This is a genomic window from Pseudomonas sichuanensis (assembly GCF_024749065.1).
Classification (GTDB): domain Bacteria; phylum Pseudomonadota; class Gammaproteobacteria; order Pseudomonadales; family Pseudomonadaceae; genus Aquipseudomonas; species Aquipseudomonas sichuanensis.
On sequence record NZ_CP087185.1, the window covers coordinates 4,266,099 to 4,285,282 of the forward strand.

General features: G+C 64.2%; 21 protein-coding genes. 4 read left to right on the forward strand and 17 right to left on the reverse strand.

What is annotated here, in order from left to right:
- Positions 1 to 256: 256 nt before the first annotated feature.
- The 4 genes from LOY51_RS19270 (at position 257) to LOY51_RS19285 (ending at position 4,186) form a co-directional block, all read left to right on the forward strand.
- Complete coding sequence (locus tag LOY51_RS19270) at positions 257 to 610, forward strand: hypothetical protein (RefSeq protein WP_125464960.1); 354 nt, start codon at positions 257 to 259, stop codon at positions 608 to 610.
- A gap of 197 nt (positions 611 to 807) precedes the next feature.
- Positions 808 to 1,518 (forward strand): FadR/GntR family transcriptional regulator, encoded by a 711-nt coding sequence (locus LOY51_RS19275; RefSeq protein ID WP_258642638.1) that lies wholly within the window; start codon positions 808 to 810, stop codon positions 1,516 to 1,518.
- Positions 1,519 to 1,621: 103 nt separating this feature from the next.
- Positions 1,622 to 2,815 carry an L-2-hydroxyglutarate dehydrogenase gene (lhgD, locus tag LOY51_RS19280; protein WP_125859513.1) on the forward strand — a complete coding sequence of 398 codons (1,194 nt, stop codon included), beginning with the start codon at positions 1,622 to 1,624 and terminating at the stop codon, positions 2,813 to 2,815.
- 42 nt (positions 2,816 to 2,857) lie between these two features.
- Positions 2,858 to 4,186 carry an MFS transporter gene (locus tag LOY51_RS19285; RefSeq protein ID WP_258642640.1) on the forward strand — a complete coding sequence of 443 codons (1,329 nt, stop codon included), beginning with the start codon at positions 2,858 to 2,860 and terminating at the stop codon, positions 4,184 to 4,186.
- Between the two features lie 6 nt (positions 4,187 to 4,192).
- Here the strand turns inward: LOY51_RS19285 and flhB are convergent, their stop codons facing one another.
- From flhB to fliF, 17 genes are all read right to left on the reverse strand, one after another.
- Positions 4,193 to 5,335, reverse strand: coding sequence for a flagellar biosynthesis protein FlhB (gene flhB / locus LOY51_RS19290; RefSeq protein WP_125859515.1), 1,143 nt, complete (start codon positions 5,333 to 5,335; stop codon positions 4,193 to 4,195).
- Between the two features lie 2 nt (positions 5,336 to 5,337).
- Positions 5,338 to 6,114: a flagellar biosynthetic protein FliR gene (fliR, locus tag LOY51_RS19295; protein ID WP_110991845.1), complete on the reverse strand. Its 777-nt coding sequence runs from the start codon at positions 6,112 to 6,114 to the stop codon at positions 5,338 to 5,340.
- A 7-nt stretch (positions 6,115 to 6,121) separates the two neighbouring features.
- Entirely contained in the window at positions 6,122 to 6,391 is a 270-nt protein-coding gene (fliQ, locus tag LOY51_RS19300; protein ID WP_110991846.1) for a flagellar biosynthesis protein FliQ, read from the reverse strand.
- A gap of 21 nt (positions 6,392 to 6,412) precedes the next feature.
- Positions 6,413 to 7,165: a flagellar type III secretion system pore protein FliP gene (gene fliP, locus LOY51_RS19305; protein ID WP_110991958.1), complete on the reverse strand. Its 753-nt coding sequence runs from the start codon at positions 7,163 to 7,165 to the stop codon at positions 6,413 to 6,415.
- Positions 7,166 to 7,167: 2 nt separating this feature from the next.
- Positions 7,168 to 7,605 carry a flagellar biosynthetic protein FliO gene (fliO, locus tag LOY51_RS19310; RefSeq protein ID WP_374046862.1) on the reverse strand — a complete coding sequence of 146 codons (438 nt, stop codon included), beginning with the start codon at positions 7,603 to 7,605 and terminating at the stop codon, positions 7,168 to 7,170.
- A 9-nt stretch (positions 7,606 to 7,614) separates the two neighbouring features.
- A complete protein-coding gene (gene fliN / locus LOY51_RS19315) occupies positions 7,615 to 8,073 on the reverse strand; it encodes a flagellar motor switch protein FliN (protein ID WP_125464967.1) in 459 nt (152 codons plus the stop codon).
- A gap of 47 nt (positions 8,074 to 8,120) precedes the next feature.
- A complete protein-coding gene (gene fliM / locus LOY51_RS19320; RefSeq protein ID WP_110991849.1) occupies positions 8,121 to 9,089 on the reverse strand; it encodes a flagellar motor switch protein FliM in 969 nt (322 codons plus the stop codon).
- A gap of 10 nt (positions 9,090 to 9,099) precedes the next feature.
- Positions 9,100 to 9,597, reverse strand: coding sequence for a flagellar basal body-associated protein FliL (gene fliL, locus LOY51_RS19325; protein WP_125464968.1), 498 nt, complete (start codon positions 9,595 to 9,597; stop codon positions 9,100 to 9,102).
- A 149-nt stretch (positions 9,598 to 9,746) separates the two neighbouring features.
- Positions 9,747 to 11,084: a flagellar hook-length control protein FliK gene (locus tag LOY51_RS19330; protein WP_125859517.1), complete on the reverse strand. Its 1,338-nt coding sequence runs from the start codon at positions 11,082 to 11,084 to the stop codon at positions 9,747 to 9,749.
- Positions 11,085 to 11,156: 72 nt separating this feature from the next.
- The gene (locus tag LOY51_RS19335) at positions 11,157 to 11,504 is read right to left on the reverse strand and encodes an Hpt domain-containing protein (protein ID WP_110991852.1); all 348 of its coding nucleotides are present in this window, start codon (positions 11,502 to 11,504) and stop codon (positions 11,157 to 11,159) included.
- 54 nt (positions 11,505 to 11,558) lie between these two features.
- Complete coding sequence (locus LOY51_RS19340) at positions 11,559 to 13,250, reverse strand: ATP-binding SpoIIE family protein phosphatase (RefSeq protein WP_258642647.1); 1,692 nt, start codon at positions 13,248 to 13,250, stop codon at positions 11,559 to 11,561.
- Between the two features lie 8 nt (positions 13,251 to 13,258).
- Positions 13,259 to 13,564, reverse strand: coding sequence for an STAS domain-containing protein (locus tag LOY51_RS19345; RefSeq protein WP_110991854.1), 306 nt, complete (start codon positions 13,562 to 13,564; stop codon positions 13,259 to 13,261).
- Positions 13,565 to 13,695: 131 nt separating this feature from the next.
- Entirely contained in the window at positions 13,696 to 14,148 is a 453-nt protein-coding gene (gene fliJ, locus LOY51_RS19350; protein WP_110991855.1) for a flagellar export protein FliJ, read from the reverse strand.
- A gap of 6 nt (positions 14,149 to 14,154) precedes the next feature.
- Positions 14,155 to 15,510, reverse strand: a complete 1,356-nt coding sequence (gene fliI / locus LOY51_RS19355; protein WP_110991856.1) for a flagellar protein export ATPase FliI — start codon at positions 15,508 to 15,510, stop codon at positions 14,155 to 14,157.
- Positions 15,500 to 16,273: a flagellar assembly protein FliH gene (gene fliH, locus LOY51_RS19360; RefSeq protein ID WP_125859519.1), complete on the reverse strand. Its 774-nt coding sequence runs from the start codon at positions 16,271 to 16,273 to the stop codon at positions 15,500 to 15,502. The genes fliI and fliH overlap by 11 nt, the downstream gene beginning before the upstream one ends.
- Before the next feature lie 115 nt (positions 16,274 to 16,388).
- The gene (gene fliG / locus LOY51_RS19365) at positions 16,389 to 17,408 is read right to left on the reverse strand and encodes a flagellar motor switch protein FliG (RefSeq protein ID WP_110991858.1); all 1,020 of its coding nucleotides are present in this window, start codon (positions 17,406 to 17,408) and stop codon (positions 16,389 to 16,391) included.
- Positions 17,401 to 19,179 carry a flagellar basal-body MS-ring/collar protein FliF gene (gene fliF / locus LOY51_RS19370; RefSeq protein WP_125464973.1) on the reverse strand — a complete coding sequence of 593 codons (1,779 nt, stop codon included), beginning with the start codon at positions 19,177 to 19,179 and terminating at the stop codon, positions 17,401 to 17,403. Before fliF ends, fliG begins: the two co-directional genes overlap by 8 nt.
- Positions 19,180 to 19,184: the final 5 nt, after the last annotated feature.

The window sequence follows — 19,184 nt, forward strand, 5'->3', positions numbered from 1 at the left end:
CGGAAGCGTTGGGTACCTGCAAAAGCGACTGCCCGGTGGCTGTGCCTTTACGGGAACCCATCGACTGGGGAGCTTAACGACTGAACGGTCACTCCGGCTTGCAGCGCTGCGACATATTCGGTCAATGACCGGCAGCAAGCCTCGGGCTGCAAGCTTCGCGCCGCAATCAGCAAAATCCGAGATTTGCGCCGCCGCGCTTGACCTGCCGAACCTTGAAGCTGAAGCTTGCGCCTTTGACTACCGACCCGAGCCGCCCATGCAATTGAAAACCGCCCTGCTCTTCGCCACCCCTTGTGACGACGAGGAAGACAACATGGCGACCCTGTGCTGCCACAGCGACAAGGGACAGATGTTCCTGCTGACCCGTTACCCGGACGAGGACACGGTCGACCTGACCCTGGATGACGAGCCGTCGACCCTGGACGGGCTGAAGGTGACGCTGAGTGCCGAACGCTTGCTGATCGAGGTGGCTGCGGGAGACCGCGATGCGCTCAAGGGCGATGAAGCGCTGGAGATCATCCTGACTTCGCAAGGCAGTGATATGGAGGAAGTGGCGCTGACATTGCGCAACATCCTTGAAGGTACCGGGACATTCAACAACGAACTGTGAAGGTAGCCCGCCGGCCTCTTCGCGGGTAAACCCGCTCCCACAGGTTCACTGCAAGCCCCGAGGGCGGCACTGCACCTGTGGGAGCGGATTTACCCGCGAAGAGGCTGCAACAGGCGACTTTGCCAGCAGCGCCGCCGTTGACAGGGGACCCTCGGAACGGGCATTGTCTGACAACCTGATCAATTGGCTCCTCCTCCATGCTAGAACTCCAGCGCCCCGACACCCTGGTCGAACGGGTCGTCAGCGCCATCCGCGGCGAGATCGATGCCGGCCGCCTGGCCGCCGAATCGCGCCTGCCCACCGAACAGCAACTGGCTGAACAGCTGAACGTCAGCCGCTCGGTGGTACGTGAGGCCGTGGCACAGCTCAAGGCCGATGGCGTGCTGATCGCCCGCCGCGGGCTCGGCTCGTATATCTCGCAGACGCCCCACGGCACGGTATTCCGCTTCCCCGACAGCCAAGGGCGCAAACCGGACCTGGTGCAGATGTTCGAGATGCGCCTGTGGATAGAAACCCAGGCCGCCGCCATCGCCGCGCGCCGCCGTGATGCCGATGACCTCGATCGCATGGCCTTGGCCCTGGGCACCATGGAAGACCAGCGCAGCGACTTCGCCACCGCCTCTGCCGCCGACGTGGCCTTCCATCGCGCTATCGCCGAGGCCAGCAAGAATGACTACTTCGTGGCATTCCATGATTTTCTCGGGGGCCAGTTGGCCGCCGCGCGTCGCACCGCCTGGGAAAACTCCGCCGCCCACTCGATAGGCGGTTCGGCCGATGCTCTAAGCGAGCACCGGGTACTGTACCAAGCCATCTGCGCTGGCGACCGCCAAGCCGCCGCCGCTTGTGCCGAAGCACACCTGCGGGCTTCGGCCAAGCGCCTGAAACTCGACCTTCCCACCCTCGACTGAACCCGGAGAACCTCATCGCATTCCCGCGAGGTTTTCTCGCGCATTACTTAGTCTGACAACCTGATAAGCAGATCCACCGACAAGAACACCAAGGTAATCCTGCATGACTTACGACTACTGCATCATCGGCGGCGGCATCGTCGGCCTCGCTACCGCCATGGCCCTGCTGCAACAGCGCCCAGGGGCCTCACTGCTGATCCTGGAAAAGGAAGCCAGCCTCGGCCGTCACCAGACAGGCCACAACAGTGGCGTGATCCACGCAGGCATCTACTACGCACCCGGCAGCCTCAAGGCTGACCTGTGCAAGCGCGGCGCCCAGGCCACCAAAGACTTTTGCCGCGAGCACGGCATCGCCTTCGAAGTCTGCGGCAAGCTGCTGGTAGCCTCCAACGACCTGGAAATACAGCGCATGCAGGCGCTCTACGAGCGTTCGCAACAGAACGGCTTGAAGGTCGAACGCCTGGACGCCGCCGAGCTGCGCCAGCGTGAGCCGAATATCGTCGGCAAAGGTGCGCTGTTCCTCGACGCCACCGGCATCGTCGATTACAAGCAGGTGTGCAATGCCATGGCCAAGGTCATTCGCCAGGCCGGTGGCGAGCTGCACCTGTCCACCCCGGTGCGCGCGATCCAGGAGCATGCCGAGCACGTCAGCGTCAGCAGCGACGGCAATACCTGGCACGCCCGCCAACTGGTGGCCTGCGCCGGCCTGCAGTCCGACCGCCTGGCACGCCTGGCCGGGGTGAAGATCGATCACCAGATCATCCCCTTCCGCGGCGAGTACTACCGCTTGCCGGCGAGCAAGAACCAGATCGTCAACCATCTGATCTACCCGATCCCCGACCCGGAGCTGCCGTTCCTGGGGGTGCACCTGACGCGAATGATCGATGGCAGCGTCACCGTCGGCCCCAACGCGGTGTTGGGTTTTGGCCGGGAGAACTACCAAAAGTTCTCGGTGAACTGGCGCGATGTCGCGGAGTACGCGCGCTTCCCGGGGTTCTGGAAAACCATCTGGAACAACCTCGGTTCCGGCACCGCCGAGATGAAGAACTCGCTGTTCAAGCGTGGCTACCTGGAACAGTGCCGCAAGTATTGCCCGTCCCTGCAGGTCGAAGACCTGCTGCCCTATGAAGCCGGCATCCGCGCCCAGGCCGTGATGCGCGACGGCACCCTGGTGCATGACTTCCTGTTCGCCGAGACCCCGCGCATGGTGCATGTCTGCAATGCCCCGTCGCCGGCTGCCACCTCGGCCATCCCGATTGGCCAGATGATCGCCGAGAAGATCCTCAAGGCCCGCTGATTCACCGCTACACCCCTATTACAAAGACAATAAGGAAACCCCATGTCGGTACACGAGGCGGCCCCGGCCGCAAGCGAGACACCCACACAGCAACGCAAACGCCTGCGCAAGGTGGCAGCGGCGACCATCTTCGGCTCGATGCTGGAGTGGTACGACTTTTATCTCTACGCCACCATGGCGGCGATCGTCTTTTCGAAGATCTTCTTCGACCCGAGCAACCCGGCGGTGGCCTCACTGCTGGCGTTCTCCACCTTCGCCATCGGCTTCATCGCCCGCCCCTTCGGCGGCGTGCTGTTCGGCTACCTGGGCGACCGCTTCGGGCGCAAGCACGTGCTGGTGATCACCTTCTGCATGATGGGCGTGTGCACCATGCTCATCGGCCTGATCCCCGGCTACGCCACCATCGGTATCTGGGCACCGATCCTGCTGGTGGTGATCCGCATCATCCAGGGCCTGGGCGCCGGCGCCGAACTGTCCGGTGCGGCGGTGACCTCCTATGAACATGCCAGCGAAGGCAAGCGCGGCAGCCAGGGCGCCTGGCCGGCGCTGGGGCTGAACCTGGGCCTGTTGCTGTCGTCGCTGACCGTCTACCTGCTGACCATGAACGGCAATGAATTCCTGCTTGCCGGTGGCTGGCGCATCCCCTTCATCGCCAGCATCGCCCTGGTAGCGGTAGGCCTGTGGGTGCGCAAGAGCATCCCCGAGACCCCGGACTTCAAGGAACTCGACCATGCCGATGACAAACCCAAAGTCTCGCCCCTGAAACTGCTGTTCAAGAACGACCTCAAGGGCCTGGCCGTGGTGTTCTTCGTCGCTATCGGCTACAACGCGCTGAGCTACATCTTCAAGACGTTCTCGCTGGCCTATCTCACCCAGTTCAAGGGCGTCGAGGCGCACGTCACTTCCCTGTCGGTGACCCTGGCCAGCCTGGTGGCGATCTTTGCCGTGCCGTTCTTCGGCTGGCTGTGCCACAAGTGGAGCAGCAAGACCGTGCTGATGCTCGGCGGGCTGCTGTCGGCGCTGTTCGCCTACCCCTTCCTGCGCTTGCTGTCGACCGGCGAGCCGATGCTGATCTATGTGGCCATCGCCGTCGGCACCGGCATCCTGGCGCCGATGATGTTCGCCCCCCAGGGCTCGTTCCTCAGCCGCCAGTTCCCGACCCAGACGCGCTCTTCGGGTTTTGGCACCGGGCGTGAGGTCGGTACCGCAGTAGCGGGTGGCCTGGCCCCACTGGGCGGGCTGGCGCTGGTGGCAAGCTCGGCCACACACTCGACGGATGGCGTGGCGCTGATGCTTGCAGTGGCCGGTGCATTGGTGGTGGTCGCCGCCTTCTTCGATCAAGGCTGGCGGCACTCACGCACCAAGAACTGAGCGGGCTCAGCTGTCGCGCCGCAGGTCGTCGGGGATGGGCAGGTCCTTCTTCAACGGCTCCGGCGGCTTGCCCCTGCCGGCGCGGTACTGGCGAATCTGGAACACGTACGCCAGCACCTGCGCCACCGCCATGTACAACCCGGCGGGGATTTCCTGCTCGATTTCCGTGGAGTAGTAGATCGCCCGCGCCAGGGCCGGCGATTCGAGGATCTGCACCTTGTGTTCGACGCCGATCTCGCGAATCTTCAAGGCCATGAAGTCTGTGCCCTTGGCCAGCAGCAGCGGCGCCGCACTGCCTTTTTCCGGGTCGTACTGCAAGGCCACGGCATAGTGGGTCGGGTTGGTGATGATCACGTCGGCATCGGGCACCGCCGCCATCATGCGCCGCTGCGACATCTCGCGCTGCAGCTGGCGTATGCGCTGCTTGACCTCGGGCTTGCCCTCGGAGTTCTTGTACTCGTCGGTCACTTCCTGCTTGGTCATCTTCAGCTTCTTGTGCGACTGCCAAAGCTGGTACGGCACGTCGAGCCCGGCGATCAGCAGCAACCCCGCGGCCATCCACAAGGCACTCCAACCGACCACCTGGAGCGCCTGGATGATCGCCATCTCCATCGGCATCTTGCCGATGGCCAGCAGCGCCTCACGGTCACTGACCAGCACCACCAGCGCCACCACCAGGATCATGATGAACTTGGCAAGGGCCTTGAGCAGCTCGGTCAGCGAATTCATCGAGAACATGCGCTTGATCCCCGACAGCGGGTTCAAGCGGCTGAATTTGGGTTGCATCAGGCTGCCGGAGAACAGGAAACCGCCCAGGGCGATGGGCGCGACGAACGAAATGACGAACAGCAGGATCAGGATCGGCTGCACCGACCAGATGGCCATCTTGCCCGATGCCAGCAGGAACGCCCCCATGCTGCGCTCATCCACGATCACTTCGCGGGTCAGGGTGAAGTTCATGCGCATCAGGTTCATCAGGCTTTCGGCCAGACTGCCGCCGAAGGCCAGAATGCCGCCCGCTCCCGCCAGGGTCACGGCAACCGTGTTCAGCTCCTTGGAACGGGCGATCTCACCTTTTTCCCGCGCGTCTTTTTTGCGCTTTTCGGTGGGTTCCTCTGTCTTGTCCTGCCCGCTCTCGCTTTCGGCCATGCTCAGCGCGCCCGTGCCAGTTCACGCAGCCACTGCAGCGCTTCGCTGGCCAGTGCCTGGTAGTGAGAAAGAATGTCGGCCAGGCCGACCCAGAAGATGCCCATGCCCAGCACCAGGGTGAGCGGGAAACCGATGGAAAAGATGTTCAACTGGGGTGCGGCACGGGTCATCACGCCGAAGGCGATGTTGACCACCAGCAACGCGGCGATCGCCGGCAGGATCAGCAGCAATGCGGCGCCCATCACCCAGCTCAGGCGCCCGGCCATCTCCCAGAAGTGATTGACCACCAGGGCGCTGCCCACCGGCAGCGTGGTGAAACTCTCGGTCAGCACCTCGAACACCACCAGATGCCCGTTCATCAACAAGAACAGCACGCTCACCAGCATGGTCAGGAACTGGCTGATCACCGTGACGTTGACGCCGTTGGCCGGGTCGACCATCGACGCGAAGGCCATACCCATCTGCACCGCGACGATCTGCCCGGCAATCACGAAGGCCTGGAACAACAGCTGCAAGGAGAAACCGAACAACGCCCCGACGATAACCTGCTCGGCGCACAGCAGCAGGCCGCGCAGGCTCAGCGGTTCGAATTCGGGGATGGGCGGCAGGGCCGGCACGATCACCACGGTGATTGCCACGGCCGCGTAAAGGCGAACCCGGGCCGGCAGCATCTTGGTGCCGAAGATCGGCATGGTCATCAGCACCGCCGTCACCCTGAACAGCGGCAGGATGAAGGTGGCGACCCAGGTGCCGATCTGCGCGTTGGTCAACTCCAGCATGGCGGCGTCAACCGATCAGGTGCGGGATGTTGGTGTACAGCCCGGTGATGTATTCCATGAATTTCTGCACCAGCCAGGGCCCGGCGACGATCAGCGTGATCAGCATCACCAGCAGGCGGGGCAGGAAGCTCAGGGTCTGTTCGTTGATCTGGGTGGCGGCCTGGAACATCGCCACCACCAGGCCGACCAGCAAGCTCGGCACCACCAGCACCGCCACCATCAGCGTGGTCAGCCACAACGCGTCACGAAACAGGTCGACTGCGACTTCTGGCGTCATGTCAGGCTCTCCATTTGGGTGTCAGACACCGCCGAAACTGCCGGCCAGGGTACCCATGATCAGCGCCCAGCCATCGACCAGCACGAACAGCATGATCTTGAACGGCAGCGAAATGATCAGTGGCGACAGCATCATCATACCCATGGCCATCAGCACACTGGCGACCACCATGTCGATGATCAGGAACGGGATGAAGATCATGAAGCCGATCTGGAACGCGGTCTTGAGCTCCGAGGTGACGAAGGCCGGCACCAGGATGGTCAGCGGCACCTGGTCGGGGCCGGCGATATCGGTGCGCTTGGACAGGCGCATGAACAGGTCGAGGTCGCTTTGCCGGGTTTGCGCCAGCATGAAGTCCTTCAGCGGCCCCTGGGCCTTGTCGATCGCCTGCTGGGCGGTCATCTGCTCGGCCAGGTACGGCTGCAGGGCGTCCTTGTTCACCCGGTCGAACACCGGCGCCATGATGAACATGGTCAGGAACAGCGCCATGCCGGTGAGCACCTGGTTGGACGGAGTCTGCTGCAAGCCCAGCGCCTGACGCAGGATGGAGAAGACGATGATGATGCGGGTGAAGCTGGTCATCAGGATGACGAACGCCGGGATGAAGCTCAGCGCCGTCATGATCAGCAGGATCTGCAGGCTGACCGAGTACTCCTGCTGCCCGTCCGCCCCGCTGGACAGGGTGATGGCCGGTATCGACAAAGGGTCGGCGGCCAGGGCCAATGGCGCAGCCAGCAGCAGCGCCAGGGTGAACAGCATGCGCAGGGCGCCCATCATCACTTCTTGTCCTTCTGATCCTTGCCCATCAGCTCGAGCAGCCGCTGGGCGAACTCCGGCGTGGCCTGGCGTGCCGCTGCGGGCACCTCGACAGGCTCGGCCATGACATGCAGGGCTTCGATGCTGCCCGGCGTATGGCCGATGAGAATCTGCTCCTTGCCGACCTGCACCAGCAGCAACCGGTCGCGCGGGCCGATGGCGCGGCTGCCGACGATCTCGATCACCTGGGCACCGCGCTGCGCGCTGCCTTGAATGCGCCGCAGCAGCCAGGCCAGGAAGAAGATCAGGCCCACCACCAGCAGCAGGCCGAAGACCATCTGCGCCAATTGCGCCCCCAGGCCGCCCGGTACCGCGGTGGGCGGCGCAGCCGTTTCGCCGGCGGCGATCACCGCTTCACTGGCCAGCAGCGCCGCCAGGGCCGAAACGGCCCGCACCATGGCCTTCACTCAGCGCAGCTTCTTGATACGTTCGCTGGGGCTGATCACGTCGGTCAGGCGGATGCCGAACTTCTCGTTGACCACCACCACCTCGCCGTGGGCGATCAGGGTGCCGTTGACCAGCACGTCCAGCGGCTCGCCAGCCAGGCGGTCGAGTTCGATCACCGAACCCTGGTTGAGCTGCAGCAGGTTGCGGATGTTGATCTCGGTGCTGCCCACTTCCATGGAGATGCTCACCGGGATATCCAGGATCACGTCCAGGTTCGGGCCTTCGAGGCTGACGTGCTCGTTGGGCTTGGGGGAGCTGGCGAACTCTTCCATCGGCAGGCGGTTGCTGGCGCCGCTGTCGCCACCGAGCAGTGCATCGATGTCCGCCTGGCCGGCATCGCCGGTTTCCTCGAGCGCTGCAGCCCACTCATCGGCCAGCGCCTGTTCCTCTGGGGAGTTGATCTCGTTTTCGTTAGCCATGATTTCCTCGACAACCTTTCAATACGTTTAAAGCGACCGGCCCGCCGTCAGCGGCGCTCGATCGGGTCGATGATCTGCAGCGACAGGGTGCCCTTGTGCGAACCCAACCGCGCCTTGAACGCTGGCACGCCATTGGCGCGCAACACCAGATGCTCCGGCAGCTCCACCGGAATCACATCGCCAGGCTGCATGTGCAGGATGTCGCGCAGCTTGAGCTGACGCCGGGCAACGGTGGCCGACACTGGCACGGCCACGTCCAGTACGTCCTCGCGCAGGGCCTTGACCCAGCGTTCGTCCTGGTCGTCCAGGTCGGACTGGAAACCGGCGTCGAGCATCTCGCGCACCGGCTCGATCATCGAGTACGGCATGGTCACGTGCAGGTCGCCGCCGCCGCCGTCCAGTTCGATGTGGAAGGTCGATACCACCACCGCCTCGCTGGGGCCGACGATGTTGGCCATGGCCGGGTTGACCTCGGAGTTGATGTACTCGAAGTTGACCGGCATGATCGCCTGCCAGGCTTCCTTGAGGTCGATGAAGCACTGGTCCAGCACCATGCGCACCACGCGCAGCTCGGTGGGGGTGAACTCACGGCCCTCGATCTTGGCGTGGCGGCCGTCGCCGCCGAAGAAGTTGTCCACCAGCTTGAACACCAGCTTGGCGTCGAGGATGAACAGCGCGGTACCGCGCAACGGCTTGATCTTGACCAGGTTGAGGCTGGTGGGCACGTACAGCGAATGCACGTACTCGCCGAACTTCATGACCTGCACGCCACCCACCGCCACGTCGGCGGAGCGGCGCAGCAGGTTGAACATGCTGATGCGGGTATAGCGGGCGAAACGTTCGTTGATCATTTCCAGGGTCGGCATGCGCCCCCGGACGATACGGTCCTGACTGGTCAGGTCGTAGCTCTTGATGCTGCCGGGCTCGCCGGCACTTTCGGTTTGTACCAGACCATCGTCCACCCCATGCAGCAGGGCGTCGATTTCATCCTGGGACAGCAGGTCCTGCACGGCCATCTATGTGCTCCTACTGCAATACGAAATTGGTGAACAACAGCTGGTCGACGACCGGCCTGCCGACTTCTTTCTGCGCCACTTCCTGAACCACCGCGGTGGCTTTCTGGCGCAGCATCTCCTGGCCTACCGGGCTGCTGGCGAGGGTATCGAAACCCTGCCCGGAGAACATCATGACCAGGTTGTTGCGGATCACCGGCATGTGCACCTTGAGCGCGTCCAGGTCGGCCTGGCTGCGGCCCTGCATGGTGATGCTCACCTGCATGTAGCGCTGACGACCGTTCTGGTTGAAGTTGACCACGAAGGCCGGCGCCAGCGGCTCGTAGATAGCCGCCGGCTTGACGTTGGCCAGGGCTGGGTCCGGCGCCGGAGCGGATTCGCCCTTGTTCATGAAGAACCAGGTGGCGCCCACCGACAGGCCGACTGCCAGCAGCAGGGCCAGCACCAGCAGCAGGATCAGCTTGAGTTTGCCTTTAGTGGCGGGGTCTTTCACTGCGTCGCTCTTCGCCATGCCAATAATCCGTCGTCCATCGAGGTTTCAAAGAAGGATGACGTGGCTTGAGCAAGTGTTATGCCAGATTTGTCAGGAGCATGCCGCACGCCCCTTGAAGGAGCGGCCTTGTGTCGCGAAAAGGCCGCTCCTGCAGGGGGCGCGAAACATCAGGCGTAGTAGTCGACCGCGCTGTCGCCCACCACCACCTGCTGCTCCACCGGCTGGCCGGCATCAGCCAGCTCGCCACCCTCACCCGCGGCAGCGGCACGGCGGGCCGCCACGCCGGACAGGTTCGAAGCGTCCTGCTGGGCCTGCTGTTGCTGCTGGCCACGGGACTGGTCGGCGACACTCACGTCGGGCTGGGCCAGGCCCTGCTGGGTGAACAGTTCACGCAGGCGGTGGACCTGGCTGTCGAGGGCCTCGCGCACGCCGGCATGGCCACTGACGAAGTGGATCTGCGTGGGCTGGTCCGCCGCCACATTGACCCGGATGTCGAGGCGGCCAAGTTCGGCGGGCTCAAGCTGGATATCCGCCGACTTGAGGTTCTGGCTGGACAGGTACATGACGCGGTTCACCAGGCCCTCGGTCCAGGCACCCTGGTTCATCGCCAGCGGCTGTTGCAGCGGGCTGGGAGTTACCGGCACGGCATTGGCGGTCTTGGCGGTGACGGCCTGGGTGAGGTTGGCCAGGCGATCGGCAAAGTCATCCACCCGCGTGTCGCTGCTTGCACCCTTGAGGTCCTTGAGGCCGCTATCAAGCAGCCCGGCGAATGCCTTGTCGCCCTGCTCGGCATGGCCAGGCTCGGCCTCCGCCTTGCCGACCACATTCGCCAAGGTATTGACGGCAATCGGGTCAGGCTCGGCAGGTTGCTGACTCGTCTCGGCGCGTGCACTGCTGGCATGGGCCGAGGTCGTCCCCTGGGCCTTGGCGCTCTGCTCCAGCGCCAGGCGCAGGGCCGGCATGTCGGCGAGCGGGTCGGCATCAGGGTCGAACTCGGCAACCGGAGCCGACACCTTTGCCTCGGTCACGGGCGGCGCTGGCTGCGGTGATGGCTGCATGGCTGCCTGCAACACCGGCGCGACCACCTCGGCCTGGGCCTGAATTAATTGGGCGCCCGTCTGGGCATCGGTGACCTGGCCTGCGACCAGGCTGGCATCGATGATCGTCGTATCGGCGGTAGCAGTGCTATCAGCTGTCGCGCTGCCATCAGGCAGGGCCGCTGGCAAGTTATTGCCGTCATCGGCAAGGTCTTTCGAGGCGCCAGCCTCTTTCTTGCCGCCGGCAACCGCCCCCGGCTTATTGCTGGCGGTTGCTTGCGCAGGGCCTTGGCTGGCCTTGTCGTCACGGGCTGGCACGCTGTCGCGACCCTGCCTGGACATCACCTGATCGAAGCCGGCACCACGGCTATCCGCCGCCTTGGGCGATTTGTCCGCCACACTGGCGGACGGGCGCGAGGCGCTGCTCGCAAGGCCGGTTTGCAACAATGGATTGGGTGCGACAGGCATAGAAAAGGTCTCCGCGCCGAAACTCAAAAAATCGAATGGGCAAAGACACGCAAAACTCGCGCCAGGACACCCTCAGTCAGTTGAAATACGTTGGCTTTCACTGCGATAGAACAGCTCGACGGCCTGATACTCCTGGTCGATACGGTTGATCAGGTCTTCTATGCCATACAACGGAACCTGCCGTGCGCGCTCCTCCAGTTGCTGGCAAAGCCGCGCCAACTCGACAGCCCCCATGTTGCTGCTGCTGCCCTTGAAGCTGTGCGCCGCCAAGCCCAGCTCGGCGGCATCCTTGGCCTTGTGCAACTGGCTCAGGCGCCGCTCGGAGTCTTCAAGGAAGGTTTCCAGCAACTGCAGGTAACCCCCCTCCATGACCTCACGCAGGTCACGCAGCACCTTGTGATCGATATGCATGTCCACCACTTGCTCACTCCCTGATCAAGCCTTGTCGCATCCAAGCCCGGGAGAATCCCGGGCTCACCAATCGAACTCCACCCGCGCCAATCGCCCGCCTTCCAGCCACCGGGCGCGGTGCCCCAGGCGGGTCACCAGGCCCAGACCACGGCCACTCAAGCCCTGCTCGTGCGGTGAACGGGCAAGCACTTTGGCCACATCGAACCCTGCGCCACTGTCGCGGACCTCGATCATCAGACGACCACCTTCACTGCGCGGTTCCACCCGCAGGCTGATACCGACGAAACCCTGCAACTGTTCGGCCAAGCGCTGACTGCGCTGGCGATAGTACTCGGCAAAACCCTGCGAGTCGCACTTGAGCCGCGAGTCGAGCCCCAGCACACCGTGCTCCAGCGCGTTGGAGTACAACTCGCTGAGCACGCTGTGCAGCTTGCCGCTGCTCGGCCTCAGGCCGTGGATTTCCAGCAAGAGCTGCACCAGGTAAGGCACCGGGTTGAAGCGCCTCAGGCTTTCACCGCGCAACTCGAAGTTCAACGACCATTCCAGCGGGCTCGAGCGCCCGCTATCCGAATAGACCATGGCCTGCGGCACAGCCTGGTCTGGCGCCAGCATGCGAATGTCGCACAGGCTGATGTCATCCCGCGACTGCCCGCCGAAGGCCTGCAGCGCGCCCATGACCTCATCGAGCAAGTGTGCCGGCTGCCGATTGGCCGCCAACACCTCGAGCAGCCGCTGCACGCCGAACAGGCGCTCCTGCCCGTCACCACTGTCGACCACGCCATCGGACAGCAACAACAAGCGTTCGCCAACGGCCAAGGGCATCACCTGGGTGCTGTCGTCGAATTTCTCCGGGGCAAGGATCCCCAGCGGCAGATGCTGTGAAGGCAGCACCGCCAGCACCTCGCCCCGGGCGGACAGCTGGTAGCCATCGGGCATGCCGCCATTCCACACTTCCACGGTACCGCGCTGAAAACTCAGGTTTAGCAGCAGCGCACAACAGAACATGTCCACCGGCAGGATACGCTTGAGCTTGGCGTTCATTTCCCGCAGCGTCTCGACCAGCCCGTAGCCCTTGGCGCTCATGCCGTAGAACACCTCCGCCAGGGGCATGGCGCCGACCGCCGCCGGCAGGCCATGGCCGGTGAAGTCGCCCAGCAGCACATGCATGTCGCCGGACGGGGTGAACGCCGCCAGCAACAGGTCGCCATTGAACAGCGCGTAGGGAGACTGCAGGTAACGGATGTTCGATGCACTGAGGCAACCGGAATGGGCGACCTTGTCGAACACAGCCTTGGCCACACGCTGCTCGTTGAGCAGGTAATGGTGATGCCGGGCTATTTCGTCACGCTGCGCCAGGACCGTGGCCTGCAGGCGACGCAGGCGGTCCATCGCACGTATCTTGGCGGCAAGGATCACCGCGCTGTAGGGCTTTGCCATGAAATCGTCGCCGCCGGCTTCCAGGCAGCGCACCAACGCCTGCTCCTCGTTGAGCGAGGTCAGGAAGATGATCGGCACCAGTGCCTCACCGGCCAGTGCCTTGATCTGGCGCGCGGCCTCGAAGCCATCCATCACCGGCATCAAGGCATCGAGCAATACCAGTTGCGGCCGGCGCTCGGCAAACAGCGCCACGGCCTGCTCACCGTTTTCGGCGGTGAACACCTCATGCCCCTGGCGCCGCACGATCTGCGCCAGCAGCATGCGATCAGCGGCACCGTCCTCGGCGACCAGTACGGTCAACGCCTGTGCGGCAGGCATGGCCGCGCTCAACCGATATCGAACAGCTTGTCGAAGTTGGAGATGGCCAGAATCTTGCGCACATCCGGGCTGGCATGGACGACTCGGATATCCGAGTCGTCCCCGCCCACGTGGTCACGCAGCAACAGCAGCATGCCCAACGCCGAACTGTCCAGATAGGTGGCATCCTTCAAGTCGACGACCACTGTCTCCGGTCGCAGGCGCTGACGCTCGTAAGCATCCCTGAATTCCTGATGCTTACCGAAATCGAAGCGACCCTTGACCTTGATCGTCAGCTTTTTCCCTTCCTGTGAAAAATCGGTTTCGACTGCCATGCGAGCGATTCCTTCGATGATGGCGAATGCGGCTCCTGAAGGTTTAGCAGCCACAGCCCCATGCTGCAAACCACAAAGAGCGTGGCGCGCAGGGCCTGGCTCTGGCCGGCAATGGCGCTTGAAGCCTGCAGCTAAAGCGGCCCGTGCCGCGGCAGGCGCTGGGACAGCTCGTCGAGCAACCGCTGTTCGCGCTTATCTTCCGCCCGACGGGCCTCATCGATATAGCGCTGGACCAACTTGCGCAGCCCTTCGACCCGCGCATAGGCCTGCTGCCAGATGTTGCGGGCGTTGTTGAGGTTGTTCTGGTGCCAATTCAGGCTCTGGCGCTGCTGGGTCATGGCGGTTTCCAGCTGGCCGAGAAAGCGCTGGTAATTGAGCAGCCAGTTGCCGTCCACCCCCTGCCCGCCCCGGGTTATCCACTGCGCCTGATAGCCCTCACGAAACTGCGCCAGCTCATCGAGCCTGGCCTGCGCCTGCACCACTTGCTGCTGGAAATGCCCCAGGCGCTGGGCAGCCTTGCGCTCGGCCTCCTCGGCCATATCCACGACGGGCGCCAGGCGCGCTGCTCGACCGGGCTGAGCCATGGCCTATCAGCCTGCCGGCGGCACGAAGATCGCGCCCAGCTGGTCGCGGCTCTGCGCCATGCCGACGTTTTCCTGCAGGCCCTGGCGCAGGAAGTCCACCAGTTTGGGCTGCAGCGCAATGGCCAGGTCCGTCTCCGGATCGCCACCGGCGACATAGGCCCCCACGCTGATCAGGTCACGGCTCTGCGACAGGCGCGACCACAACTGCTTGAATTTCTGCGCCTGACGCAGGTGATCGGCGTCGACCACCTGGGGCATGACCCGGCTGATCGAAGCTTCGATGTCGATGGCCGGATAGTGACCTTCCTCGGCCAGGCGCCGGGACAGCACAAAGTGGCCGTCGAGCACACCGCGCGCGGAGTCGGCGATCGGGTCCTGCTGGTCGTCACCTTCGGAGAGCACGGTGTAGAACGCGGTGATCGAACCACCGCCGGCCTCGCCATTACCGGCACGCTCCACCAGCTTGGGCAGCTTGGCGAACACCGAAGGCGGATAACCACGGGTGGCCGGCGGCTCGCCGATGGCCAGGGCGATTTCGCGCTGCGCCTGGGCAAAACGGGTCAGCGAGTCCATCAACAGCAGGACGTTCTTGCCCTTGTCGCGGAAGTACTCGGCGATACGCGTGCAGTACATCGCCGCGCGCAGACGCATCAAGGGCGCATCGTCCGCTGGCGAGGCCACCACCACCGAGCGCTTGAGCCCCTCCTCGCCGAGGATGTGCTCGATGAACTCCTTCACCTCGCGGCCCCGCTCACCAATCAGCCCGACCACGATGATCTCGGCCTCGGTGAAGCGGGTCATCATCCCCAGCAGCACCGACTTACCCACACCGGTACCGGCGAACAGCCCCAGGCGCTGGCCGCGGCCGACGGTGAGCAGGCCATTGATACTGCGAATGCCGACATCCAGCGGCCGGCTGATGGGGTCGCGATTGAGCGGGTTGATCACCGGCCCGTCCATCGGCACCCAGTCTTCGGCCTTCATGCCGCCTTTGCCGTCCAGCGCCCGCCCGGCGCCGTCGAGCACCCGCCCGAGCATGCTCATGCCCATGGGCAGGCGGCCGCCGTCGTCCAGCGGCACCACGCGCGCGCCGGGGGCGAGGCCGACGATGCTGCCAACCGGCATCAGGAACACCTTGCTACCGGCAAAGCCCATGACTTCAGCCTCCACCCGCACCGGGTGATAGCTGTCGTCGTTGATCACCAGGCAGCGGCTACCGACGGCGGCGCGCAAGCCTTCCGCCTCGAGCGTCAGGCCGACCATACGCAGCAGGCGGCCTTCGACCACCGGCTGGTCGGGCAACCGCACCGCATCGTTGTAACCGGCCAGGCGCTTGCCGAAGCTGGTGCGATCAAGGCGCATCGTTGCCACCCGCCGACATATCCAGTTCGACCGCGATGTCCGGCGCCGCCGGGTGCAGGAACTGGTCATGGGACTGGTCGAACAACTGCGCCACGGCCTTCTCGATCCGCGTTTCCATGGTTGCATCGATGCGGCTGTGCGCCGTTTCGATGCGGCAGCCGCCAGGCAGCAGGGCCTCGTCTTCCAGCAGCTTCCAGTTTTCTTCGTGGCGCTCGCGCAGGGCCTTGGCCAGTTCGAAGTCCTGGGGGTTGAGGTGGATACGGATGTTGTCGGCGCCCATCGGCAACAGCTTGAGGGCCTCACGCAGGACATGGGTGACCTGGCTGGAATCACTGCGCAATTCACGGCCGATGACCTGGCGGGTAATGTTCGCGACCAGTTGCACCAGGCCTTTTTCGATCTGGGTGTCCTGATCGGCGATCGGGTCGAGCAGGTGCAGCATGACCTGTTCCAGGCTGGCCAGCTTGGCGGCCAGGGCCACTTCGGCTTCCTGGCGAACCTTGAGCTGGGTGCTGTGGAAGCCTTCGCGCTCGCCGGTGGCGAAGCCTTCGTTGTAGGCCTCCTGGCGGATGGCCTCGAGCTCTTCGAGAGTGAGCGGCTGGACTTCCTCCAGCGGCACTTCCTCGACTTCTTCCTCGATGACTTCCGGTTCGGGCTCAGGCTCGGGTTCGGGCTCAGGATCGAAGCTGGGCAGCGCCCAGACGTCGACGCCCTCGAGGTCGCGGGCGCGGATCAGTTCGCTGGGGTGTTCGGTGGTGGACATGGCAACGCCTACAGATGAAATGGGGTCGAGCGACAAGCTTCAAGCTGCAAGCTGCAAGAAAAGGCAGAGACGTACGCCCGCCTGCGCTTGCAGCTTGAGGCTCGCAACTTGAGACTTAAATCATTTCCTCGGCACCCTTGCCGCCAAGCACGATCTCGCCGGCCTCGGCCATGCGTCGGGCGATGGTGAGGATTTCCTTCTGCGCGGTCTCCACGTCGCTGACCCGTACCGGCCCTTTGGCCTCCAGGTCGTCGCGCAGCAGTTCCGAGGCGCGCTTGGACATGTTCTTGAACACCTTGTCCTTGACCCGCTCGTCGGCGCCCTTGAGCGATACCACCAGCACATCCGAGGACACCTCGCGCAACAGCGCCTGGATACCCCGGTCGTCGACATCGGCCAGGTTGTTGAAGACGAACATCAGGTCTTCGATCTGCTCCGACAGGTCGCTGTCGATCTCGCGGATCGCATCCATCAGCGCACCTTCCACCGAACTGTCGAGGAAGTTCATGATGTCGGCGGCACGCTTGATGCCGCCCAAGGTGGTGCGGGCAGCGTTGGAGTTGCCAGAGAACTGCTTCTCGAGAATCTGGTTGAGCTCTTTGAGCGCCGCAGGCTGTACGGTGTTGAGCGACGATACGCGCAGGACGATGTCGAGGCGCACCTTGTGGTCGAAGTTGCTCAGCACCTCGCCGGCCTGGTCGGGGTCGAGGTAGGCGACCACGATGGCCTGGATCTGCGGGTGCTCGAAGCGGATGACGTCGGCCACGGCTCGCGGCTCCATCCACTTGAGGCTGTCCAGGCCGCTGGTGTTGCCACCGAGCAGGATGCGGTCGATCAGGCCGTTGGCCTTGTCCTCACCCAGTGCCTGGTTGAGCATCTTGCGAATGTAGCCGTCGGAGCCCACGCCCAGGCTGGTCTGGTCGCCGACGATCTCGACGAACTCGCTCATCACCTGCTCGACCTGCTCGCGGTGCACATTGCCCATTTGCGCCATGGCCACACCGACCCGCTGCACTTCCTTTGGCCCCATGTGGCGCAGGACCTGTGCGGCGTCGGTCTCGCCGAGCGACAGCAGGAGGATGGCCGCCTTGTCGACGCGGCTCAGCTTGGCGGTAACGGCTCGGTTGTCACTCATCGGCGTTGATCCACTCTTTCACGACCTGGGCCACACGGCCCGGGTCTTCGGCCACCAGGCCTTTGATTGCGTTGAGCTGTGCCTCGTAACCCTCGCTCGGGCTCGGCAACAGAATGCTTGTCGGGCCACCCAGGCTGACGCGGTCGTTGGCCAGTTCGCCATCCAGACCGATCATACCGCCCAGCTCCATGTCGCTGTCTGTGGCAGCCTGCTTGCCGCCACCGGTAATGTTGTTGAGCACCGGACGCAGCACGCCGAACACCAGGATCAGGATGAACACCACGCCCAGCACCTGCTTGACGATGTCCCAGAACCAGGGCTGCGAGTAGAACGGAATGTCGACCAGTTCGTCGCCACGGTCGGCGGCGAACGGCACGTTGATCACGGTGACGCTGTCGCCACGGCTGGCATCGAAGCCCACCGCGTCCTGCACCAGGCGGGTGAAGCGCGCCAGGTCTTCAGCGCCCCAGGGCGTGCGGGTCATCTCGCCGCTGGCGGCGTCGATCTTGGCCTGGTCGTCCACCACCACCGCCACCGACAGGCGGGTCAGGCGACCCTGCTGCTGACGGGTGTGGCTGATGGAACGGTCCAGCTCGAAGTTCTTGGTCGACTGTTGGCGCTTGTCGGACGGGTACGGCGCCAGCATCGGCTGGCCGGTGGCCGGGTCCATGATCTGCTGGCCGTTGGAGTCCACCAGCGGCTGCCCGGGTTGGACGGCACCGGCGGGGGTTGCAGCAGTTTTGGCATTCTCAGGCGCGCTGGCTCCGGCCGGCGGCTGGTTGCTCAGCGCACCCGGCACGCCTTGCGGGCCCTGGCTGCTGGCGCGCTGTTCGTTGACCGATTGCTCGCTGCGCAGCGCTGGTTGATCAGGGTTGAACTGCTCGGAGGTGGACTCGACGGCGCTGAAGTCGATGTCGGCCGACACTTCGGCCTTGTAGCGGTCGTTGCCCAGTACCGGCAGCAGGATGTTGTGCACGCGCTGGGTGAGCATGCCTTCCATGCGGCGGCTGTAGTCGAACTGCTTGCCGGCCATGGTCAGCGCGGTGTCCTGCAACTGGTCGGAGAGCAGGTTGCCCTTCTGGTCGACCACGGTCACCTGGGACTTGTCCAGTTCCGGAACGCTGGTGGCCACCAGGTTGACGATGGCCATTACCTGGCCGGCCTCCAGGGCGCGCCCCGGATACAGTTCGACCAGCACCGAAGCGCTTGGCTTGCGCTCGTCACGCACGAACACCGAGCTTTTCGGGATGGCCAGGTGCACGCGGGCAGCCTTGACGTTGTTGAGGCTGGACACGGTGCGCGCCAGTTCGCCTTCAAGGCCACGGCGGTAGCGGGTGGCCTCCATGAACTGGCTGGTACCCAGGCCCTGGTCCTTGTCGAGCAGCTCGAAGCCGACGTTGCCGTCGCTTGGCGCTACGCCGGCGGCGGCAAGCTTCAGGCGCGCACGGGAGAGATCGTCGGCCTTGACCAACAGCGCGCCGGAATTCGGCTCCACGGTGTAGGGGATATCGGCAGAGGCCAGGGTGTCCATGACCTGCTTGGTGTCCATGCCCGCCAGGCTGCCGTACAGCGGCCGGTAGTCCGGCTGCTGCGACCAAAGCACCACGGCGAAGCCGATGGCCACGCTGGCGGCCAGGCCGACCAGCAGGCCGATCTGACGCAGCATGGGCATCTGCGAGATGTTTTCCAGGAACGACAGGCCGAACAGCGGCGGCTTGGCTGCTGGCGGGCCGCTTTTTGCGGGGGCGTTATCGACGACTGCTTCGGCCATGAATC